15 protein-coding genes and 1 pseudogene are annotated in these 18,784 nt (G+C 72.5%); 9 read left to right on the plus strand and 7 right to left on the minus strand.

What is annotated here, in order from left to right; translation table 11 throughout:
* Nucleotides 1–653, minus strand: a pseudogene (locus HTZ82_RS05410) (N-acetylmuramoyl-L-alanine amidase); the annotation flags it as partial.
* 127 nt (nucleotides 654–780) lie between these two features.
* Between HTZ82_RS05410 and HTZ82_RS05415 the strand changes: the two are divergent.
* The 4 genes from HTZ82_RS05415 (at nucleotide 781) to HTZ82_RS05430 (ending at nucleotide 7,590) form a co-directional block, all read left to right on the plus strand.
* The gene (locus HTZ82_RS05415) at nucleotides 781–1,536 is read left to right on the plus strand and encodes a TIGR03089 family protein (protein WP_175408119.1); all 756 of its coding nucleotides are present in this window, start codon (nucleotides 781–783) and stop codon (nucleotides 1,534–1,536) included.
* A gap of 329 nt (nucleotides 1,537–1,865) precedes the next feature.
* A complete protein-coding gene (locus HTZ82_RS05420; RefSeq protein ID WP_309235317.1) occupies nucleotides 1,866–3,629 on the plus strand; it encodes an LCP family protein in 1,764 nt (587 codons plus the stop codon).
* A gap of 251 nt (nucleotides 3,630–3,880) precedes the next feature.
* Nucleotides 3,881–5,719 carry an LCP family protein gene (locus tag HTZ82_RS05425; protein ID WP_175408120.1) on the plus strand — a complete coding sequence of 613 codons (1,839 nt, stop codon included), beginning with the start codon at nucleotides 3,881–3,883 and terminating at the stop codon, nucleotides 5,717–5,719.
* A 38-nt stretch (nucleotides 5,720–5,757) separates the two neighbouring features.
* Nucleotides 5,758–7,590: an LCP family protein gene (locus HTZ82_RS05430; RefSeq protein WP_175408121.1), complete on the plus strand. Its 1,833-nt coding sequence runs from the start codon at nucleotides 5,758–5,760 to the stop codon at nucleotides 7,588–7,590.
* A gap of 97 nt (nucleotides 7,591–7,687) precedes the next feature.
* Here HTZ82_RS05430 and HTZ82_RS05435 read toward each other — a convergent pair whose 3' ends face one another.
* Nucleotides 7,688–8,701, minus strand: coding sequence for a glycosyltransferase family 2 protein (locus HTZ82_RS05435; RefSeq protein WP_175408122.1), 1,014 nt, complete (start codon nucleotides 8,699–8,701; stop codon nucleotides 7,688–7,690).
* A 355-nt stretch (nucleotides 8,702–9,056) separates the two neighbouring features.
* On the opposite strand from HTZ82_RS05435, the gene HTZ82_RS05440 reads away from it, so the two are divergent.
* The gene (locus HTZ82_RS05440; RefSeq protein WP_175408123.1) at nucleotides 9,057–10,523 is read left to right on the plus strand and encodes an LCP family protein; all 1,467 of its coding nucleotides are present in this window, start codon (nucleotides 9,057–9,059) and stop codon (nucleotides 10,521–10,523) included.
* Nucleotides 10,524–10,557: 34 nt separating this feature from the next.
* Here the strand turns inward: HTZ82_RS05440 and HTZ82_RS05445 are convergent, their stop codons facing one another.
* Nucleotides 10,558–11,091: an acyl-CoA thioesterase gene (locus tag HTZ82_RS05445; RefSeq protein WP_175408124.1), complete on the minus strand. Its 534-nt coding sequence runs from the start codon at nucleotides 11,089–11,091 to the stop codon at nucleotides 10,558–10,560.
* Nucleotides 11,092–11,264: 173 nt separating this feature from the next.
* On the opposite strand from HTZ82_RS05445, the gene HTZ82_RS05450 reads away from it, so the two are divergent.
* Together HTZ82_RS05450 and HTZ82_RS05455 are read left to right on the plus strand one after the other, a co-directional pair.
* Nucleotides 11,265–12,587 (plus strand): LCP family protein, encoded by a 1,323-nt coding sequence (locus tag HTZ82_RS05450; protein ID WP_175408125.1) that lies wholly within the window; start codon nucleotides 11,265–11,267, stop codon nucleotides 12,585–12,587.
* 58 nt (nucleotides 12,588–12,645) lie between these two features.
* A complete protein-coding gene (locus HTZ82_RS05455) occupies nucleotides 12,646–13,077 on the plus strand; it encodes an SRPBCC family protein (protein ID WP_175408126.1) in 432 nt (143 codons plus the stop codon).
* 37 nt (nucleotides 13,078–13,114) lie between these two features.
* Here HTZ82_RS05455 and HTZ82_RS05460 read toward each other — a convergent pair whose 3' ends face one another.
* Together HTZ82_RS05460 and HTZ82_RS05465 are read right to left on the minus strand one after the other, a co-directional pair.
* Complete coding sequence (locus tag HTZ82_RS05460) at nucleotides 13,115–13,762, minus strand: hypothetical protein (RefSeq protein WP_175408127.1); 648 nt, start codon at nucleotides 13,760–13,762, stop codon at nucleotides 13,115–13,117.
* 139 nt (nucleotides 13,763–13,901) lie between these two features.
* Nucleotides 13,902–15,059: an acyl-CoA dehydrogenase gene (locus tag HTZ82_RS05465; RefSeq protein WP_175408128.1), complete on the minus strand. Its 1,158-nt coding sequence runs from the start codon at nucleotides 15,057–15,059 to the stop codon at nucleotides 13,902–13,904.
* A 174-nt stretch (nucleotides 15,060–15,233) separates the two neighbouring features.
* Between HTZ82_RS05465 and HTZ82_RS05470 the strand changes: the two genes are divergently transcribed.
* The gene (locus HTZ82_RS05470) at nucleotides 15,234–16,580 is read left to right on the plus strand and encodes a UDP-glucose/GDP-mannose dehydrogenase family protein (protein WP_175408129.1); all 1,347 of its coding nucleotides are present in this window, start codon (nucleotides 15,234–15,236) and stop codon (nucleotides 16,578–16,580) included.
* 18 nt (nucleotides 16,581–16,598) lie between these two features.
* Here the strand turns inward: HTZ82_RS05470 and HTZ82_RS05475 are convergent, their stop codons facing one another.
* Nucleotides 16,599–17,105, minus strand: coding sequence for a CGNR zinc finger domain-containing protein (locus tag HTZ82_RS05475; protein ID WP_175408130.1), 507 nt, complete (start codon nucleotides 17,103–17,105; stop codon nucleotides 16,599–16,601).
* Between the two features lie 106 nt (nucleotides 17,106–17,211).
* Here HTZ82_RS05475 and HTZ82_RS05480 point away from each other — a divergent pair, with 106 nt between their 5' ends.
* Nucleotides 17,212–17,574 carry a VOC family protein gene (locus HTZ82_RS05480; protein ID WP_175408131.1) on the plus strand — a complete coding sequence of 121 codons (363 nt, stop codon included), beginning with the start codon at nucleotides 17,212–17,214 and terminating at the stop codon, nucleotides 17,572–17,574.
* A 2-nt stretch (nucleotides 17,575–17,576) separates the two neighbouring features.
* On the opposite strand, the gene HTZ82_RS05485 is transcribed toward HTZ82_RS05480, so the two are convergent.
* Nucleotides 17,577–18,752, minus strand: a complete 1,176-nt coding sequence (locus HTZ82_RS05485) for a dipeptidase (protein WP_175408133.1) — start codon at nucleotides 18,750–18,752, stop codon at nucleotides 17,577–17,579.
* Nucleotides 18,753–18,784: the final 32 nt, after the last annotated feature.

An 18,784-nucleotide genomic window follows, 5' to 3' on the forward strand; every position in this document is an offset into this window, starting at 1 on the left:
AGCGCGGGCACCGACACGGGTACCGCCGCGGATGCGGGGGACGAGGCCCGGGACGTGGACGGTTCACCGCCCCTGGCCGGCTCCGTGCCCGGGGCGATCAGGTCGACGCGGAGGCCGCGCGGCAGCTCCGGGACCGGGGCCGAGCGTTCCGCGCCCTCGGGCCGTTCCGCCCGTACGCGTACCTCGACACCGTCCGCGTCCCCCACCCACAGCGGCGCCGTGCCGCCCCGTACCGCGGCGGCCGCGGCCTCCCCCGTGCCCGGGTCGGCGCCGTGCTGGTCCGAGTGGGTCTCCAGGTCCTGCCACGCGGACCACTCGCCGGTCGCCGCGGAGCGCGTACGGACCTGGACGGTGCCGTGCAGCGCGGCCCGCGGGTCGTCCCACACCACGCCCACCAACGAGAAGGGTTCGACGTCCCGCCGCGGCAGGCCTCGGGTTTCGGCACCCCCGGCGCCCCGCTCCGTACGCAGGGACACCAGCGGCAGGGACTGGGTGGAACCGGGCGCCGACTCCGACGCCGACGCCGACTCCGAGGCCGACTCCGACGACGCGCCATCGGCGGACGGCGACGCGGACACGGCGGACAGGGACAGCGGGAGGACGAGCGCGGCCGCGGCCGCTACGCCGATCGAGGAGACGAGTGAGGTACGCATAGCCCGATGGTCGGCATTCGGTACGTACCGCGCTTCTCGTGTCTCTGACGGCGCGTCCGGCCGTACGGAGTAACGCTTCACCGGTTCGGCCCTCGTCCGCCCGGCGCGTCCGCGTACCCTTGCGCGCGTGAACGCCAGCGACCGCACCCCTGCCGACCTGCTGCGATCCGCGCTCGCCGCGGACCCGGCCCGCCCCTTGGTCACCTTCTACGACGACGCCACCGGTGAACGCGTCGAACTCTCGGTGGCCACCTTCGCCAACTGGGTGGCGAAGACGGCGAACCTGCTCCAGGACGAGCTCTCCGCGGAGCCCGGCGAGCGGGTCGCGCTGCTGCTGCCCGTGCACTGGCAGACGGCGGTGTGGCTGCTGGCCTGCGCGTCGGTGGGAGTCGTGGCCGACCTGGACGGTGACCCGGCGGCCGCGGACCACGTGGTGGCAGGACCGGACCGGCTGGAGGACGGGCGGGCCTGCTCCGGCAGCCGCCTCGCGCTGTCGCTGGCCCCGCTCGGGCGCCGCTTCCCGGCGCCGCCGCCCGGTTACCAGGACTACGCGGTCGAGGTGCCGGGCCAGGGCGACCGGTTCGCGCCGTACGTCCCGGTCGACGCGGACGCGCCGGCGCTCGCCGTGCGCGGCGGTACGGAGCTGACGGGCTCCGAACTCGTGGAGCGGGCACGGGCCGACGCGGCGCTGCGGGGGCTCAAGCCCGGGTCGCGGGTGCTGACCGGGCTGGCGTGGGACACGTGGGAGGGCGTGTCGGCGGGGCTGTACGCGCCGTTGGCGGCGGGGGCGTCCGTCGTACTGTGCCGGCACCTGGACCGGCTGTCGCCGGAGGCGCTGGAGCAGCGGGTGGAGAGCGAGCGGGTCACCGACCGCGTCGAGTGACGGGGCGTGGGCCGAGGCGCGCCGGGTGCCGCGGGTACCCCGGGGCGCTGCGGGGCGCTGCGGGGCGTTGCGGGCGGCGCGGGCGGCCCCGACACTGCGGGCGGCGCGGGCGGCGCGCGTTCGGGGGCGGTCACGGAGGCCGCACGAGGTCCACCCGTCCGGCGGACGGCGTGCCGAGTCCACCCCGTTCCGGGGTGCTCGCCGGTGGATGATCGGCGGTGCGTACCACCGTGCACACAACCATGCGCCGGGCTCGGCCGTCTAACAGCGCGTCACCGCGCTGCGGCCGCCCTGGGTGCCGCCGAACGCCATGAAGGACGGAGTCTGACGTGACGGACACTTCCGGCGCCCCCGAGGACCCGGGCCCGGACCGCGACGCCACACCCCCCGGCCCGGCACCGCACACGGCCCCCGACGCCGCCGCCTCCCCTCAGCGCAAGCCCAGGAAGCCCCGCAAGGGCGACCCCGGGAAGCCTCAGGCCCCGGCCCCGGCACGGAAAGCAGCCCCCGGTCAGCCCCAGGAACCCCCGGCGGCGACGGACGGGGAACCGAAGGCCACGCCCCCCACCGCCGCGCCCGGCCCGGACACCGAAGCATCCACGGGGCCCGACGAAGCCGCCCCGGCCCCGCCCGACAAGCCCGGCACCCTGGCCCCGCCCGACAAGCCCGGCGACCCGGCCCCGCCCGACAAGCCCGGCGACCCGGCCCCGCCCGACAAGCCCGACAAGCCCGACAAGCCCGGCGACCCGACGCCCGACTCGCCCCTGTCGCCCGCCGAACACACCGACGCCGCCCCCACGTCCGAGGAGCACGCGGAAACCGCACCCGCCACCCGCACCGACGCCGAGTCGGCCGAGCCGACCGCGCCCGCGCCCCCTGCCCCGCAGGACCGTTCCTCCGCCGTGCCCGTGCCCGTGCCCGTGCCCGTGCCCGCGCCCGGGGCCAAGCGGCGGCGGGCGTGGTTGCTTTGGGTGGCGCTCGGGTCTGCGGTGCTGGTGATGGTGGCCGCCGGGGCCGGGTGGTGGGTGTACCGGAAGCTCGACGGGAACATCACCACCGACACCGCCGCCGTCGCCGAGCTCAAGCGGTACGAGAAGGACCGCCCCGCCCCGGTCCCGCGCGGCGGCAGGAACGTGCTGCTCATCGGGTCCGACACCCGGGCCGGCGACGGCAACGCCGCGTACGGCCAGGACGAGGGGACCCAGCGGTCGGACACCACGATCCTGCTGCACATCTCCGCGCGCGGGAACAGTGTCACCGCCGTGTCCCTCCCCCGGGACCTGATGGTGGACATCCCCGAGTGCCTGGCCTCCGGCGGGAGCGGAAACGGAAAGCGACGCACCGCGCCCCGCTTCGCCCAGTTCAACTGGGCGTTCGAGATCGGCGGGACCGCCTGCACCATCCGTACCGTCGAGAAGCTCACCGGGATCCGCGTGGACCACCACATGGTGATCGACTTCCGGGGCTTCAAGGACATGGTGGACGCGGTCGGCGGCGTACGGGTCTGTGTGAAGGAGCCGATCGACGACCCCGACGCGCACCTCAAGCTGGACGCGGGCCCACAGACCCTCCGCGGCGAGCAGGCGCTCGGCTACGTACGGGCCCGCAAGTCGCTCGGCGACGGCAGCGACACCGAACGCATGAACCGCCAGCAGCAGTTCCTGGCCGCGCTGGTCAACAAGGTGCAGAGCAACGGCGTCCTGCTCAACCCGGCGAAGCTGTACCCGGTCCTCGACGCCGCCACCCGCTCGGTCACGACCGACCCCGGTCTGGACTCGCTGAAGGACCTGTACGACCTGGCCCGCAGTCTCCGCAGCGTCCCCGCCGAGAAGGTGCAGTTCCTCACGGTGCCGCGCCGGCCGTACCATGCCGACCCGAACCGGGACGAACTCGTACAGCCCGCCGCCGACCGGCTGTTCAAGCGGCTGCGCGTCGACGCCCCCGTCGCCGTGGTGCCCGCGGACGCGGCGGAGGCCGACGGAGGCACCGGAAACGGGACCGACACGCCTGGTGCGAGCCCGGGCCCGAGCGAGCCCCCCTCCGCCACCCCGACCTTCACCGGCACCAACGCGGCGGCGAGCACGTGCACGTAGCGATCCGACGACGGAGATGTGAGGAAACAGCGTGACAGCGATGCCGGTGTATGCGGATTGGGCGGATTGCCCGGTTGTAAGGTACGTGGAATTTGTCACGGGCGTCGCCCGGCGTTGAACTGGGCGGATAGTGTGACGCGATCCGGTGCGACGACCACGACGACCACACAGGTCGCGCACCGGGCATCGAGGAACCGAGCGCCTGGCGGGGGAGGCGCCTCGCGTGGCACCGACGGAGGACTCAAGCAACCGTGGACGCGCACAGCCGTGGACGGGCGGAGGACATCGACCCCGCCGACCAGTGGGTACTGAACCCGCAGACCGGCAACTACGAACTGCGACTGGATCAATCCGCTGAGCATCCGTCCGCCTCCGGTCTGCGCTCCACCACCGCCCCGAGAACCAGCGCCCCGAGAGCCACCGCCCCGGCGCCCCCCGGCCGGACCTCCCGCGCCGCAGCGGCCGAGGCGTCCGCCGGAACGCGCCGCCGCACCCCCGAGGTCCCGGGCCAGCGCAGGCGCCGGGCCGCCGAACCCGCCGACGGCGGAGCCACCGGTGGCGGAGGCGGCACCGGCGGTGGAGGCGGGGGCCGGCGCGGTGCCCACGGTTCCGCCGGGCGCCGCAAGGCCAAGCCGAAGGCGTCCCGTAAGAAGAAGGTCCTCCTGTGGACGGGCGGGATCACCGCCTTCGTCCTGGTCGGCGTCGCCGGCGGCGCCTACTACCTCTACGAGCGCCTCGACGGGAACCTCAACACCGTCGACGTCGCCGGCGCGGGCACGGGCGGCTTCAAGAAGGACCAGGCCATCAACATCCTGGTCATCGGCACCGACAAGCGCACCGGCGACGGCAACTCCGGCTACGGCGACAAGAACAGCCCCGGCCACGCCGACACCACGGTCCTCTTCCACGTCTCGAAGGACCGGACGAACGCCACCGCCCTGTCCATCCCGCGCGACCTGATCACCGACATCCCGGACTGCGAGACCAGGCAGCCCGACGGCAGTACGAAGGTGATCCCCGGCCAGTCGGGCGTGCGGTTCAACCTCAGCCTCGGCCAGTTGGAACGCGACCCCGGCTGCACCATGCGTACGGTCAAGGAGCTCACCGGCGTCACCGTCGACCACTTCATGATGGTCGACTTCAACGCCGTGAAGACGCTGTCGACCGCGGTCGGCGGCGTCGAGGTGTGCGTCGAACAGCCCGTCGACGACGAGAAGTCCGGGCTGAAGCTGCCCGCCGGCAAGAGCGTCATCGAGGGAGAGCAGGCGCTCGCGTTCGTCCGGACCCGTCAGGCGTTCGGCAACAAGAGCGATCTGTCGCGCATCCAGACGCAGCAGCAGTTCATGGGCTCGATGATCCGCCAGATGAAGTCGAGCGACACGCTCACCAGCCCGTCCAAGCTGCTCGACCTCGCGGACGCGGCGACCAAGGCGCTCACCGTCGACACGGGCATAGGAAGCGTCAACAAGCTCAAGGACCTCGCCCTGGAGATCGCCAAGGTCGACCCCAAGAACGTCACCTTCGCCACGCTTCCCGTCCTGGACAACCCGGCCGAGCGGATCAAGGCGACCGTGGTCGTGGACGAGGCCAGGGCGAAGCCTCTCTTCTCGATGATCCAGAACGACATCTCGCTCACCGAGGTGCAGCAGAAGGAGCAGGACGCCAAGAACGCGGCGAAGAACGCCCAGGCCGCGCTGCTCAAGGGCCCGCGCGCGGAGGCGTCCGCAGTGCGCGTCGACGTGTACAACGGCAGCGGGGTGCGCGGCGGGGCCCAGTCGACGATCAACTGGCTGCAGAACGACATGGGTGTGCTGAAGTCGACGAACAAGGCCAACGCCCCGGAGGACATCCCGAAGACGACGCTGGAGTTCGCGCCGAACCAGGCCGATCAGGCCCGCAAGCTGGCCGACATGATGGGCCTTCCGGCGGCGGCGCTGAAACAGGGGACGGCGGACGCCGGGGAGCGGGAGCCGATGACGCTCACCCTCGGCAAGGACTTCACCGCCGCGGGCGTCCCCATCACCGGTCCGGCGAAGGCGCCGGAGGGTGTGCAGAAGGTGGAGGCGGACAAGCAGGTGTGCGCCAAGTGACGCGTACCTGAGTGTTCCGATGGACAGGGGAGACGTGGGTGGGACACAGCAGCGTGCGTGGGGAGGGAACGCGGGAGAGCGTTCCGCACGCCCGGCAGCCCCATGAACAGGGCTGGGACGACGGACTCGACGGCCTGGACGGTACGGGCGGAGGGGTCGGCACCGATATCGCCGACCGCCCGGACCGCAGCGGCGCCGACGACCGTCCGGTCGTACCGGGCCCAGGCCCGGGCCGTGACGGCGACGGCTCCGGCGGCCGTGACGGCGGCAATTCCGGCGGCCGGGGCCGTGGCCGCTCGGGCGGCAGACGGCGAGCGGGCGGGCCGCGGCGGCGGGCGAAGAGCGGCAAGCGGCGCGTGTTCCGCTGGGTCGCGTCCGTCCTGTCGCTGCTGATACTCGGTACGGCGGCCGCCGGCTACCTCTACATCGAGCACCTCAACGGCAACCTCCGCAGCGGCGGCCGCAACGGCGGCGACAGCGGTGTGGAGAAGGCCAAGCCGAACGCGGCGGGCCACACCCCGCTGAACATCCTGCTGATCGGCGCCGACGGCCGGAACTCCAAGGAGAACCTCGCGCTCGGCGGCGCCAAGGACACCGTCGGCGACAAGCCGCGCGCCGATGTGCAGATGCTGCTGCACGTGTCGGCGGACCGCAAGAGCGCCGCGGTGGTGAGCATTCCGCGTGACACCCGCGTCGACATCCCGGAGTGCAAGGACCCGGAGACCGGCGAGACGTACCCGGCGACCAACCGCATCATCACGGAGTCCCTGCAGCGCGGCGGCCCCGGCTGCACGCTCACCACCTGGGAGACGCTGAGCGGTGTCTACATCGACCACTGGATGATGGTCGACTTCGCCGGTGTCGTGAAGATGGCCGACGCGGTCGGCGGTGTGAAGGTCTGTGTGAAGCAGGGCGTCCACGACAAGCCGACCCGGCAGGTCAAGGGCGGCTCCGGGCTGAAGCTGCCGCCCGGCGACAGCTATGTGAAGGGCGAGCAGGCCCTCCAGTGGCTGCGCACCCGGCACGCGTTCTACAACGACCAGGGCCGCGCCAAGGCCCAGCACATGTACATGAACTCGATGATCCGTCAGCTCAAGGAGCAGAACGCGTTCACGGACACCGGGCGCATCATGGACCTCGCCGAGGCGGGCACCAAGGCCCTCCAGGTCTCGGAGGAGGTCGCCTCGGTCAAGAAGCTCTTCGATCTGGCGATGGAGCTGAAGGACGTCCCCACCAACCGCATCACCATGACGACGCTGCCCACGGTCGAGGACTCGCGGAACAAGGCGCACCTGGTCGCGGTGGAGAGTTCGGCGGCGCAGATCTGGAAGATGCTCCGCGAGGACATCCCGTTCGACAAGAACGGAGAGCCGGAGGACGCGGCCAAGAACAAGAACCCGTCCCCCGCCGCCAGGCCGGCCGGCCCGGCCGCCGCCGCGCCCGGCACGCTCGCCGTCACGGTCGTCAACGGCACCGGTGCCGACGGCTCGTACGCCGTGCGGGGCCGCGCCGGCGGGATCGCGGAGGTCCTGCGGGGCAAGGGCTTCACGCGGGCCGTCGCGTCGCAGAGCACGGCGCCCGCCAAGGAGACGGTCCTCGCCTACCCCAAGTCGGCCGGTGAGCAGGGCAAGGCGGACGCCCTGTCCGTGGCGAAGTCCCTGGGCCTGCCGAACGGCGCGGTGCGGGCGGTCGCCGGGGCGGACGGGATGACGCTCACGATCGGCGCCGACTGGCGCGAGGGCGACACGTATCCGAAGCAGGAGGCGCCGAAGGCGGGCGACCTTCCGGAGGACGCCGAGGTCCACAACGGCGCGGACGACAAGGACTGCATGGACGTGTACGAGCCGTACCGCTGGGACGGGAAGAGCTGACCCGTCCGGGCAGGAGATGACGAGGGGGCCCACCGCGCGCGTGCGGTGGGCCCCCTCGTACGTACGGGTGCGGGGGTGTACGGGTCGTGTACGGGTCTCAGCTCTTCGCGGCCACCACGGCCGGGCGGCGGCTGGCGATGACCTTCCTCGCCAGGGAGCGCGGGCTCGTCAGGAAGCCGAAGCCCCACGACATGTGCATGGTGGCGAGCGCCACCGGGATCTGCAGCCGGGCCTTCAGCGGCAGGCCCTTGCCCGCCGGGAGCGACCCGAGGGTGATCGCCGCGAGGTAGCCGCCCGGGACGGCGAAGCCCAGCGGCGTGAGCGTGGCGCCCACGACGAGACCGGCCGCGATGGCGCAGACGGCGGCAGGCGGTGCCAGGTAGCGGAGGTTGATGGAGCCCTGGTGGTAGCGGGCGACGACGTGGCGCCAGCGGCCGTAGTCCTTGTACTGCTTCGCCAGCGCGCGCACGCTCGGGCGGGGCCGGTACTGGACGCGCAGTTCGGGCGAGAACCAGATCAGTCCGCCGGCCTCGCGGATGCGGAAGTTCAGCTCCCAGTCCTGGGCGCGGATGAACTCCTCGTTGTAGCCGCCCTGTTGTTCGAGGGCCTCCCGCCGGAACACGCCCAGGTAGACGGTCTCGGCGGGGCCGGCGTCGCCGCCGGTGTGGAAGGCGGCGTTGCCCACGCCGATCTTCGAGGTCATGGCGGCCGCGACGGCCTGCTCCCAGGCGTTCTCGCCCTCGGCGTGCATGATGCCGCCGACGTTCTGCGCGCCCGTCTCCTCCAGGAGGCGGACGGCCGTGGCGATGTAGTTCGGCGAGAGCATGCCGTGCCCGTCGACGCGCACCACGACGGGGTGGCGGGACGCCTTGATCGCGGCGTTGAGCGCGGCGGGCGTGCGGCCGGTGGGGTTCGGCACGGTGTGGACGCGCGCGTCCTCGCGTACCAGCTCGGCGGCGATCTCGTCGGTACGGTCCGTGGAGGGGCCGAGCGCGATGACCACCTCCATCTCACCGTCGTACTCCTGGTCGAGGATGTGACGGACCGAGTTGCGCAGATGCCGCTCCTCGTTGAGGACCGGCATGATCACGGAGACCGGGGGCAGGGGCATGGTTCCTCGGGTGTACGGGGGTGTACGGGGGCGGTATCGGCCGCCACGTTACCGCGAACGGGGGACACCGGTGCGCGCCGCCCGGCGGGTGCGGGCGGGCGCTGATCGTATGGGCCTACCGTGCTCAGGTTCGCCCGTTCGCCCGCGGAGGTGTCCCCCCGTGCCCACGCCGCCCCGCCGCCGCCCCGCCCCGCAGCCACGGCAGCCCGGCGCGGGTACGAGACGGCAGGCGGGTACGGGACGTGCCGGGCGCCCCGTGCCCGGCCACGGTCCGGCGGTCCCGCGCAGGCCCGGGCCACGGCCACGGCCACGGCCCGGGAGGCGGTCGGAGAGGCGGCCCGGGAGCCGGTGGGGCATGCGCATGGCGACGACCCTTTCGGTCCTGGTGCTGGGGGCGGGCGGGATCGGGCACGCGGTGGTGAGCACCCTGGACACGGGCATCGGCCGGGTCGACGCGTTCAAGGACATGAGCAACCGCCCCAAGAGCGGCCACGGCACGAATCTCCTCCTCGTCGGCACCGACGGCCGCGACAAGGTCACGGACGCGGAGCGGGCGCGCTACCGGCTGGGCGGCGCGCCCTGCAACTGCACCGACACGATCATGCTGGTGCACCTGTCGGAGGACCGGCGGCGGGCCAGCCTCGTGTCGCTGCCGCGTGACTCGTACGCGGAGCTGCCCGAGCACACGGACGCGACGACCGGCGAGCGGCACGGCCCGCACCCGGTGAAGCTGAACGCCGCGTACGCGGAGGGCGGGCCGGGGCTCACGGTCCGGACCGTGGAGAAGATGACGGGCGTGAAGATCGACCACTACCTGGAGGTCGACTTCACGTCCTTCATGCGGACCGTGGACGCGGTCGGCGGCGTGGAGGTGTGCACGGCCCGGCCCATGAAGGACCCGTACAGCGGCCTCGACCTGCCGGCGGGCACGCACACTCTGGGGGGAGGGCGGGCGCTGCAGTACGTGCGGTCGCGGCATGTCGACGGGGCGTCGGACCTGGGGCGGATGCAGCGGCAGCAGCGGTTCGTGGCGGCGCTCATCGACCGGGTGACCAGCGGCGGGGTGCTGCTGAACCCGGTGCGGTTCCGGCAGGTCCTGAACGCGGCGGCGGGCTCGGTGCGGGCCAGCGAGGGGTTCGGGACGGAGGAGATGCTGTCGCTGGCGAAGGCGATGCGCGGGTTCACGACGGCGTCGTCGGAGTTCACGTCCGTGCCGGTCGGGGCGGTCGGGGTGCCGGTGAAGGGCATCGGGTCGACGGTGAAGTGGGACCCGGCCGCGTCGAAGAAGCTGTTCGACGCGATCCGCGAGGACCGCCCGCTGGCGGCGGCCACCCGGAAGCCGAGCCCGTCCGCGCAAGGCGCGTCGGGTGCGCCCGCGTCGGGCGCGCCGGGCGCACCGTCCTCGCCGTCCGCTGCGGCCGCGCCGTCCCCGCGCGCCAAGCTCGTCGACGTACCGCCGCGGCAGGTCCGGGTGCAGGTCTACAACGGGACGCGGGTGGCCGGGCTGGGCGCCCGTGTGGACGCGGCGCTCAAGGCGACGGGCTTCCGCACCTCGGGCATCCCGTCCAACGCGGACCGGCGCGACGTGACACGGACGGTCATCCTCTACGACCCGCGCTGGGACCGCTCGGCGAAGACCCTGGCGGCGGCCCTGCCGGGCGCGGTCCTGCGCGAGGTGGCGAGCCAGGGCCCGCTCATGAAGGTCACGGCGGGCGCCGACTTCAAGGCCGTGACGCCCGTACGACCCGAGACCCCGCTCCCGGCGGCCGCGCCGTCCACGGGCTACACGGCCGTGACGGGCGACCAGGTGGCCTGCCCCTGAGGCACTGCCCTGAGGCTCCGAGCCGGGTGTGGCGTCAGTCGCCGATGCCCTCGGCGGCGCGGCGCTCGCGCAGCTCCTTGATGGCGCGGCGGCGGGCCAGGCGGTGGGTGCGGCGGATCTGCGCCTCCTGGTAGCGGCGCTTGTCGCGCTCGCTCTCCGGGATGACCGGCGGTACGGGGCGCGGCTTGCCGTCGGCGTCGACCGCGGCGAACACCAGGTACGCGGAGCCGACCTGGGTGGCGGGCGTCGACTCGTTCCAGCGCTCGGCGAGCACCCGTACGCCGACCTCCATGGAGGACCGGCCGGTCCAGTTGACCTGGGCTTTCACATGGACCAGGTCGCCGACTCTGACCGGCTCCAGGAAGACCATCTCGTCCATGGAGGCGGTGACCGCGGGCCCGCCGGAGTGGCGGCCGGCGACCGCGCCCGCCGCGTCGTCCACCAGCTTCATGATCACGCCGCCGTGCACCGTGCCGAGGAGGTTGGTGTCGCTGCCGGTCATGATGTGGCTGAGAGTGGTGCGGGACGCCGAGGTGGGCTTGCCCTCGAGCATGGCCTGATCTGTCATGCCCTCCACCATATGCCCGGAGTCGGACAGACCCGACCGCGCCCCGGCCGCGCCCCGGCCGGCGCCTCGACCGCGCCCTCACCACGCCTCATTGCATCAGCTTCGCTACAGCGCCGCCCCGATTCCCCACCCGCCCTGTAAGGGGCACGGGGCCGGGCGTCACACTGTTCGCCATGAATGACTGGCCTGAAGGATGGTCCGACGACCGCAACGCGCGTCATGGCCGCGGCAGCGCCGACGCCCAGCCCGAGGGGCACCGCGTGATGCGCCATGTGCGGCCCGGATCGGTCCCCCGCCAGGGGGTGCCCCCGCAGCCGCAGCAGCCGCCGCGGTCGCCGCGGTCGCCGGACGGGTACGCGAACGCCTATGACAGCGGCTACAACACAGGCCAGGTGTACGGCAGTCCCAGGGGCGGCGGCAACAACCCGGGCGGGTACGGCCCCGGCGGCCCCGGCGGCCGCGGCCCCGGCGGGGCGCCGCCCATGCCGTCGCAGAGCCCGGGCGCGCGCCCCGCGCCGAACTGGGGCCGCCGTATCAAGGTCGGCTCCATCACGCTGGCGGTGGTCGTCCTGGCCACCACGGTCGGTACGTACTTCTGGGCCGACGGCAAGATGCGCCGCGAGGTGGATCTCGCCAAGGTCATCGACCGTCCGGCGGAAGGCGACTGCACGACGTATCTGATCGTCGGCTCCGACAGCCGTGAGGGCATGACGTCCGAGGACAAGAAGCGGCTGCACACCGGCTCCGCCGACGGCAAGCGCACGGACTCGATGATGATTCTCGCGGCGTGCGGCAGCGGCAACACGATGATCTCACTGCCGCGCGACTCGGACGTGGAGATACCGACGTTCGTGGGCTCGGAGTCCGGCAAGACGTTCAAGGGCACGGGCCGGCGCGTGAAGCTGAACGCGGCGTACGCGGAGGACGGGCCCGAGCTGCTGGTCCGCACGGTGGAGCACAACACCGGGCTGCGCATCGACCACTACGCGGAGATCGGCTTCGCGGGCTTCGCGAACATCGTCGACGCGCTCGGCGGCGTCGAGATGAACATCGAGAAGGGCTTCAAGGACAAGAAGTCCGGCGCCGACTTCCAGGCCGGCAAGCAGACCCTGGACGGCGAGCAGGCGCTGGCGTTCGTCCGCACGCGGTACGCGTTCGCCGAGTCGGACCTGGCGCGTACGAAGAACCAGCAGAAGTTCCTGGCGGCGCTGGCGAACCAGGCGGCGACACCGGGCACGATCCTCAACCCGTTCAAGCTGTACCCGACGCTGGGCGCGGGCCTGGACACGCTGATCGTCGACAAGGACATGTCGCTGTTCGACCTGGGCGAGATGTTCTTCGCGATGAAGGGCGTCAACAGCGGCGACGGCACGTCGATGAACATGCCCATCTCGGGCAGCCGCGGCGGGAACCTGGTCTGGGACAAGGCGAAGGTGCGGCAGCTGGTGCAGCAGATCCAGAACGACGAGAAGGTCACGGTGACGTCGGACCGCTGACGGGGCGACACTGGAGGCAGGGCCGCGCTCGACCCTGAACCACGATGGGAGGCGGACGATGAGCACGCTGGAAGAACAGATCGACATCAATGCCCCGATCGATGCGGCCTGGGACTGTCTCCACCGCGTGGAGGAGTATCCGAGCTTCCTGCAAGGCGTGCGCGGGGCGCGTGCGGAGAGCGGCGACCGGGCGCACCTGGACGTCGACGCGGGCGGCCGGGCCCAGGAATTCGAGGCCGAGATCACCGACCGCGGGGATGAGCACGTGATGGCGTGGCGCACCACGGGCGGTCCCGATCTGTCGGGAACCTTCTCGCTGCTGCCCATCGACCAGGGGCACACGCGGGTGCAGGCACGCGTCACGTACGAGCCGGGCAAGGTCAGGGACGCGTTCGGCGGCCCGAAGGGCTTCGCGCAGGCGACCGCCATCGAGCGGCTCGTACGGGACGACCTTCAGCAGTTCAAGGAGCTGGTGGAAGCCGAACGGTGAGCGGCCCCGGCCGCGACGGCGGTGCCTCGGCGGCGGGTCAGCCGGCGAACGGGTTCGCGTGGCCCGGGAGCTGCTGCCCGGGGGCCAGGAAGCGCTGGACGCCGTGCTCGTCCCGTACGGCGACGAACCCGGCCGCCGTGAGGCGCTGCGCGAGCTTCCGGCGGCGGGCCTCGCCCAGCGTGAAGAAGCCCATGAGGAGGCCGCCGAGTACGACGCCGGTGCCGAGGGCCACGAGGTACTTCCCGGTGATCAGGATGGCGGCCACGGCGACGCCGAGCATGGCCCAGGCCATGGCCTTCTGCCGCGGCCCGGCGGCCTGCGCCATGACGTCGAAGGCGATCCGGTCCTTGGCCAGGGCGACGGCCGCCTCCGCCTCCGGGAGCGGCTTGAGTGTGCCGGGCCGCAGCCCGGGGGCGGCTCCGCCGTTGCCGGCCCGCGGGTGCGCCGCGATGGCGGCGGCCTCGCGGGCGCGGGCCTCGGGGCTGGGGTCGCGGTACAGGAACGCGGTCAGGAGCTGCTTGTTGTGACCGTGCCGCTGGGCCTCGCCGTACGCGAAGCCGTACTGCTCGACGAAGTACACCTGGGCGGCGACGCGGCCGGTCGCGGTGGCGCTGTCCGTGATCTCCACGACGTCCTGGGTGGCGATCTGCCGGAGCAGCTTCGAGATCGTACGGTCCGCGTTCATGTTCCTCGCCCTGCCATGGCCGGATGCCGACGGCTGAGTTCCGGCGGCAGCGCAGCCTAACCGACCCCGGGACACGGGAAGAGGCACCCCCCCAGGAGGTGCCTCTTCGTGCCTCTTCGTCAGGTGTTGCCGTGTGGCGTCAGGGCAGGTTGCGGGCCATCACGATGCGCTGGACCTGGTTCGTGCCCTCGTAGATCTGGGTGATCTTGGCGTCGCGCATCATGCGCTCCACCGGGTAGTCGCGCGTGTAGCCGTAGCCGCCGAGGAGCTGGACGGCGTCCGTGGTGACCTCCATGGCGACGTCGGACGCGAAGCACTTGGCGGCCGCGCCCTGGAACGTGAGGTCGCTGTCGCCGCGCTCCGACTTGGCGGCGGCCGCGTACGTCAGCTGGCGGGCGGCCTCGATCTTCATGGCCATGTCCGCGAGCATGAACTGCACGCCCTGGAAGTCGCCGATCGGCTTGCCGAACTGCTTGCGCTCCTGGACGTAGCCCTTGGCGTAGTCGAGGGCGCCCTGCGCGATGCCGAGGGCCTGGGCCGCGATGGTGATGCGGGTGTGGTCCAGGGTCTTCATGGCGGTGGCGAAGCCGGTGCCCTCCGCGCCGATCATGCGGTCGGCGGGGATGCGGACGTTGTCGAGGTAGACCTCGCGGGTCGGGGAGCCCTTGATGCCGAGCTTCTTCTCGGGGGCGCCGAAGGAGACGCCCTCGTCGCTCTTCTCGACGACGAAGGCGCTGATGCCCTTGCTGCGCTTCTCGGGGTCCGTCACCGCCATGACCGTGTAGTACTCGGACACGCCCGCGTTGGTGATCCAGCGCTTCACGCCGTTGAGGATGTAGTGGTCGCCGTCGCGGACCGCACGGGTCTTCATGCCGGCGGCGTCCGAGCCGGCGTCCGGCTCGGAGAGGCAGTACGAGAACATCGCGTCGCCCTTGGCGAGCGGGCCCAGGTACTTCTTCTTCAGGTCCTCGGAGCCCGAGAGGATCACCGGGAGCGAGCCCAGCTTGTTCACCGCCGGGATCAGGGAGGAGGACGCGCAGACGCGCGCCACCTCCTCGATGACGATGACCGTCGCGAGCGCGTCGGCGCCCGCGCCGCCGTAGGTCTCGGGTACGTGCACGGCGTGCAGGTCGGAGGAGACGAGCGCGTCCAGGGCCTCCTGCGGGAAGCGGGCCTCCTCGTCGACGGCGGCGGCGTAGGGCGCGATCTTGGCCTCGGCGAGCGAGCGGACGGTGTCCCGGAGCATGTCGTGCTCCTCGGACGGGCGGTACAGATCGAATTCAGGCGTTCCCGCCATCTGTCTCTCACTCCCCTGAGCTGCTGCTAACTACCGTTAAGTAACTCGAATTTTAGTGGGCACCGGCTGATCAGGCATACGTGAGCTTCGTGACAGCTCGAACGATGCCCCCGCCCGCCCCCGGATATGCTCGGCGTCGCGCACCCGCCCGTCCACACCTGGAGCAGCACACCCATGGCCCTGAAGATCACGGTGATCGGCACCGGCTACCTCGGCGCCACGCACGCGGCGGCCATGGCGGAGCTCGGCTTCGATGTGCTGGGGCTCGACGTCGTACCGGAGAAGATCGAGATGCTGGCCCAGGGCCGCGTCCCGATGTACGAGCCGGGGCTCGAGGAACTGCTGCTCAAGCATGTCGCGGGGCGCGAGGGCTCGACCGGGCGGCTGCGCTTCACGACCTCCTGGGAGGAGGTCGGCGACTTCGGTGATGTCCATTTCGTCTGTGTCAACACACCGCAGAAGCACGGCGAGTACGGCTGCGACATGAGCTTCGTGGACGCCGCCTTCGGGTCGCTGGCGCCGCACCTGAAGAAGCCCGCGCTGGTGGTCGGCAAGTCGACCGTGCCGGTCGGCAGCGCCGAGCGGCTGGCGCGGCTGCTGGCGGAGCGCGCCCCGGCGGGCGGGGAGGTGGAGCTGGCCTGGAACCCCGAGTTCCTGCGCGAGGGCTTCGCCGTGCAGGACACCCTGCACCCGGACCGGATCGTGGTCGGCGTGGAGAGCGAGCGCGCCGAGAAGATCCTGCGCGAGGTGTACGAGGTGCCGGTCGGGCAGGGTTCGCCGTTCGTCGTGACCGACTTCCCGACGGCGGAGCTGGTGAAGACCTCCGCCAACTCCTTCCTCGCCACGAAGATCTCCTTCATCAACGCCATGGCGGAGGTCTGCGAGGCCGCGGGCGGCGACGTCGCGAAGCTCGCGGAGGCCATCGGCCACGACGAGCGGATCGGCGCGAAGTTCCTGCGGGCCGGGATCGGCTTCGGGGGTGGGTGTCTTCCGAAGGACATTCGTGCCTTCATGGCGCGGGCCGGTGAGCTGGGCGCCGATCAGGCGCTGACGTTCCTCCGGGAGATCGACTCCATCAACATGCGCCGCCGCGGCCAGATGGTCGGCATGGCGCGGGAGGCGCTGGGCGACGGTACGTTCCTGGGCAAGCGGGTCGCCGTGCTCGGCGCCGCGTTCAAGCCCGACTCGGACGACGTACGGGACTCGCCGGCGCTGAACGTGGCGGGCCAGATCCACCTGCAGGGCGGGCAGGTCACCGTGTACGACCCGAAGGGCATGGACAACGCCCGCAAGCTCTTCCCGACCCTCGCGTACGCGGACAGCGCGCTTGAGGCGGCACGCGGCGCCGATGTGGTGCTGCACCTCACGGAGTGGCGCGAGTTCCGGGACGGCCTCGACCCGGCGGAGCTCGGCGAGGTCGTGAACGCCCGGATCATCCTGGACGGCCGCAACGCGCTCGACCCGATGCGCTGGCGCGACGCGGGCTGGACGTTCCGCGCGATGGGCCGCCCGCGCGCGTAGCCGCCCCGTATCGGCGGGTCAGGCCTTACGGGCCCGGTACGCGCGCATCTTGGCGCGCGAGCCGCAGAGCGCCATGGAGCACCAGCGGCTGCGGCCCGCCGGGCTGCGGTCGTAGTACGCCCAGTGGCAGTCGGGTGCCTCGCACGCCTTGAGGCGCGGCCAGGTGCCGTCGGCCGCCGCCGCGGCGATGGCGGCCGCGATCCGGGACGTGAGCGTGGGCGGGCCCGCCGGGCGGAGGTGTGCGGCGCCGTCGGCGGGATCGACGGTGACCACCAGGGGCGCGGCCGACAGCAGCACGTCCAGCGGGCGCGTGGGGCGGTGCGGCGGGTGGCCGGCGTGGGCCAGGCAGGCCGCGCGCAGGGCCTCGCGCAGGTCGCGGGCCGCCGGGACGTCGGCCTCGGCCAGCGCGAAGGCGGCGCGGCCCTCCTCCGTGTCGAGGGAGTCCGCGCCCGTCTCGATGTCCAGCGAGTTCACCAGGGCCTCGACCAGCGCGAGGTCCCCGGGCGCGGGCGCTCGGTCATTCATGCTTGCGACGTTACCTCTCGGGGTGGAGTATGGGGTAACTCCGTTACCGGTTGGCGAGAAATACCGGTAACGGGCCACGCTCGCTGTCTTCGTACGAGGAGTCGTCATGGCCATCGCCACCCTCGGGCCCGTCGTCATCGACTGCCCGGACCCGCTCGCCCTCGCCGCCTTCTACGCCGAGCTCCTGGGCGGCGAGGTGAAGGCCGACGACCCCACGTGGGTCGATGTGACCGGGTTCGCGGGCACGCCGCTCGCCTTCCAGGCCGCGCCCGGGTACGTGCCACCGGAGTGGCCGCGTGCCGACCGGTCGCAGCAGTTCCACCTGGACCTGATGGTCGAGGACATGGACGCGGCCGAGGAACGGGCGCTCGCGCTGGGCGCGAGGAAGCTGGAGGCCGACGACCGCACCCGCTCGTGGCGCGTGTACGCCGACCCGGCCGGGCACCCGTTCTGTCTCTGCCGCGGCTGACCTCAGCCGTCGAGGGACACGAGCGTCGCCGTCGACGGGCCGCGCCGGGCCGCCGCGTCCCGTGCGACGGCCTCCGCGTCGCGGAGCACCCGTACCGCGTTCTCCCACGTCAGCTTGGCCACGTCGGCGCGCGACCAGCCGCGGCCCAGCAGCTCCGCGATCAGGTTCGGGTAGCCCGCCACGTCGTCCAGGCCGTGCGGGGTGAACGCCGTGCCGTCGAAGTCGCCGCCGATGCCGATGTGGTCGACGCCGGCCACCGCGCGCATGTGGTCCAGGTGGTCCGCGACCGTCGCGGCCGTGGCGACGGGGCGGGGGTGTGCCGCCTCGAACTCCGCGTGGAGGCGCATGGCCTCCGGCGAGGTGTCCAGGTGGTGGAAGCCGTGCTTCCGCAGGTTCTCGTCCGCCCGCGCCGTCCACTCCACGGCCGCGGGCAGGATGAACTTCGGTACGAACGTGGCCATGGCCACGCCGCCGTTGGCGGGCAGCCGCTCCAGGACGTCGTCGGGGATGTTGCGCGGATGGTCGCAGACCGCCCGCGAGGAGGAGTGCGAGAAGATCACCGGGGCTTCGGTGGTGTCCAGGGCGTCCCGCATCGTCGTCGCCGCGACATGCGAGAGGTCGACCAGCATGCCCAGGCGGTTCATCTCCCGGACCACCTCGCGGCCGAACGCCGACAGGCCGCCGACGCCGGGCTCGTCCGTCGCCGAGTCCGCCCACGCGATGTTGTCGTTGTGCGTGAGCGTCATGTAGCGCACACCCAGCGTGTACAGGGCGCGCAGGGTCGCGAGCGAGTTGTTGATGGAGTGGCCGCCCTCGGCGCCCTTGAGCGACGCGATACGGCCCGCGGCCCGCGCGGCCTCCATGGCGTCGGCGGTCAGCGCCTCCGCCAGCTCCGCCGGGTGGCGGGCCAGCAGCCTGTCCACGCAGTCGATCTGCTCCAGCGTCGCGCTGACCGCGTCGTCGCCGGCCATGTCGCTGCGTACGTACACCGACCAGAACTGGGCGCCGACCCCGCCCGCGCGGAGTCGGGGCAGGTCGGTGTGGAGGCGCCCGGTCTGGTCGGCGGCGATGTCGAGGCGGTCCAGGTCGTACCCGGCCTTCTCGCGCAGCGCCCACGGCAGGTCGTTGTGCCCGTCGACGACCGGGTGCTCGGCCAGCAGGTCCAGCGCGTCCCGCAGCCGCTCCGCCCGCTCCTCGGCGGCCCGCTCCC

Source organism: Streptomyces sp. TRM64462, assembly GCF_013362995.1.
GTDB lineage: Bacteria > Actinomycetota > Actinomycetes > Streptomycetales > Streptomycetaceae > Streptomyces.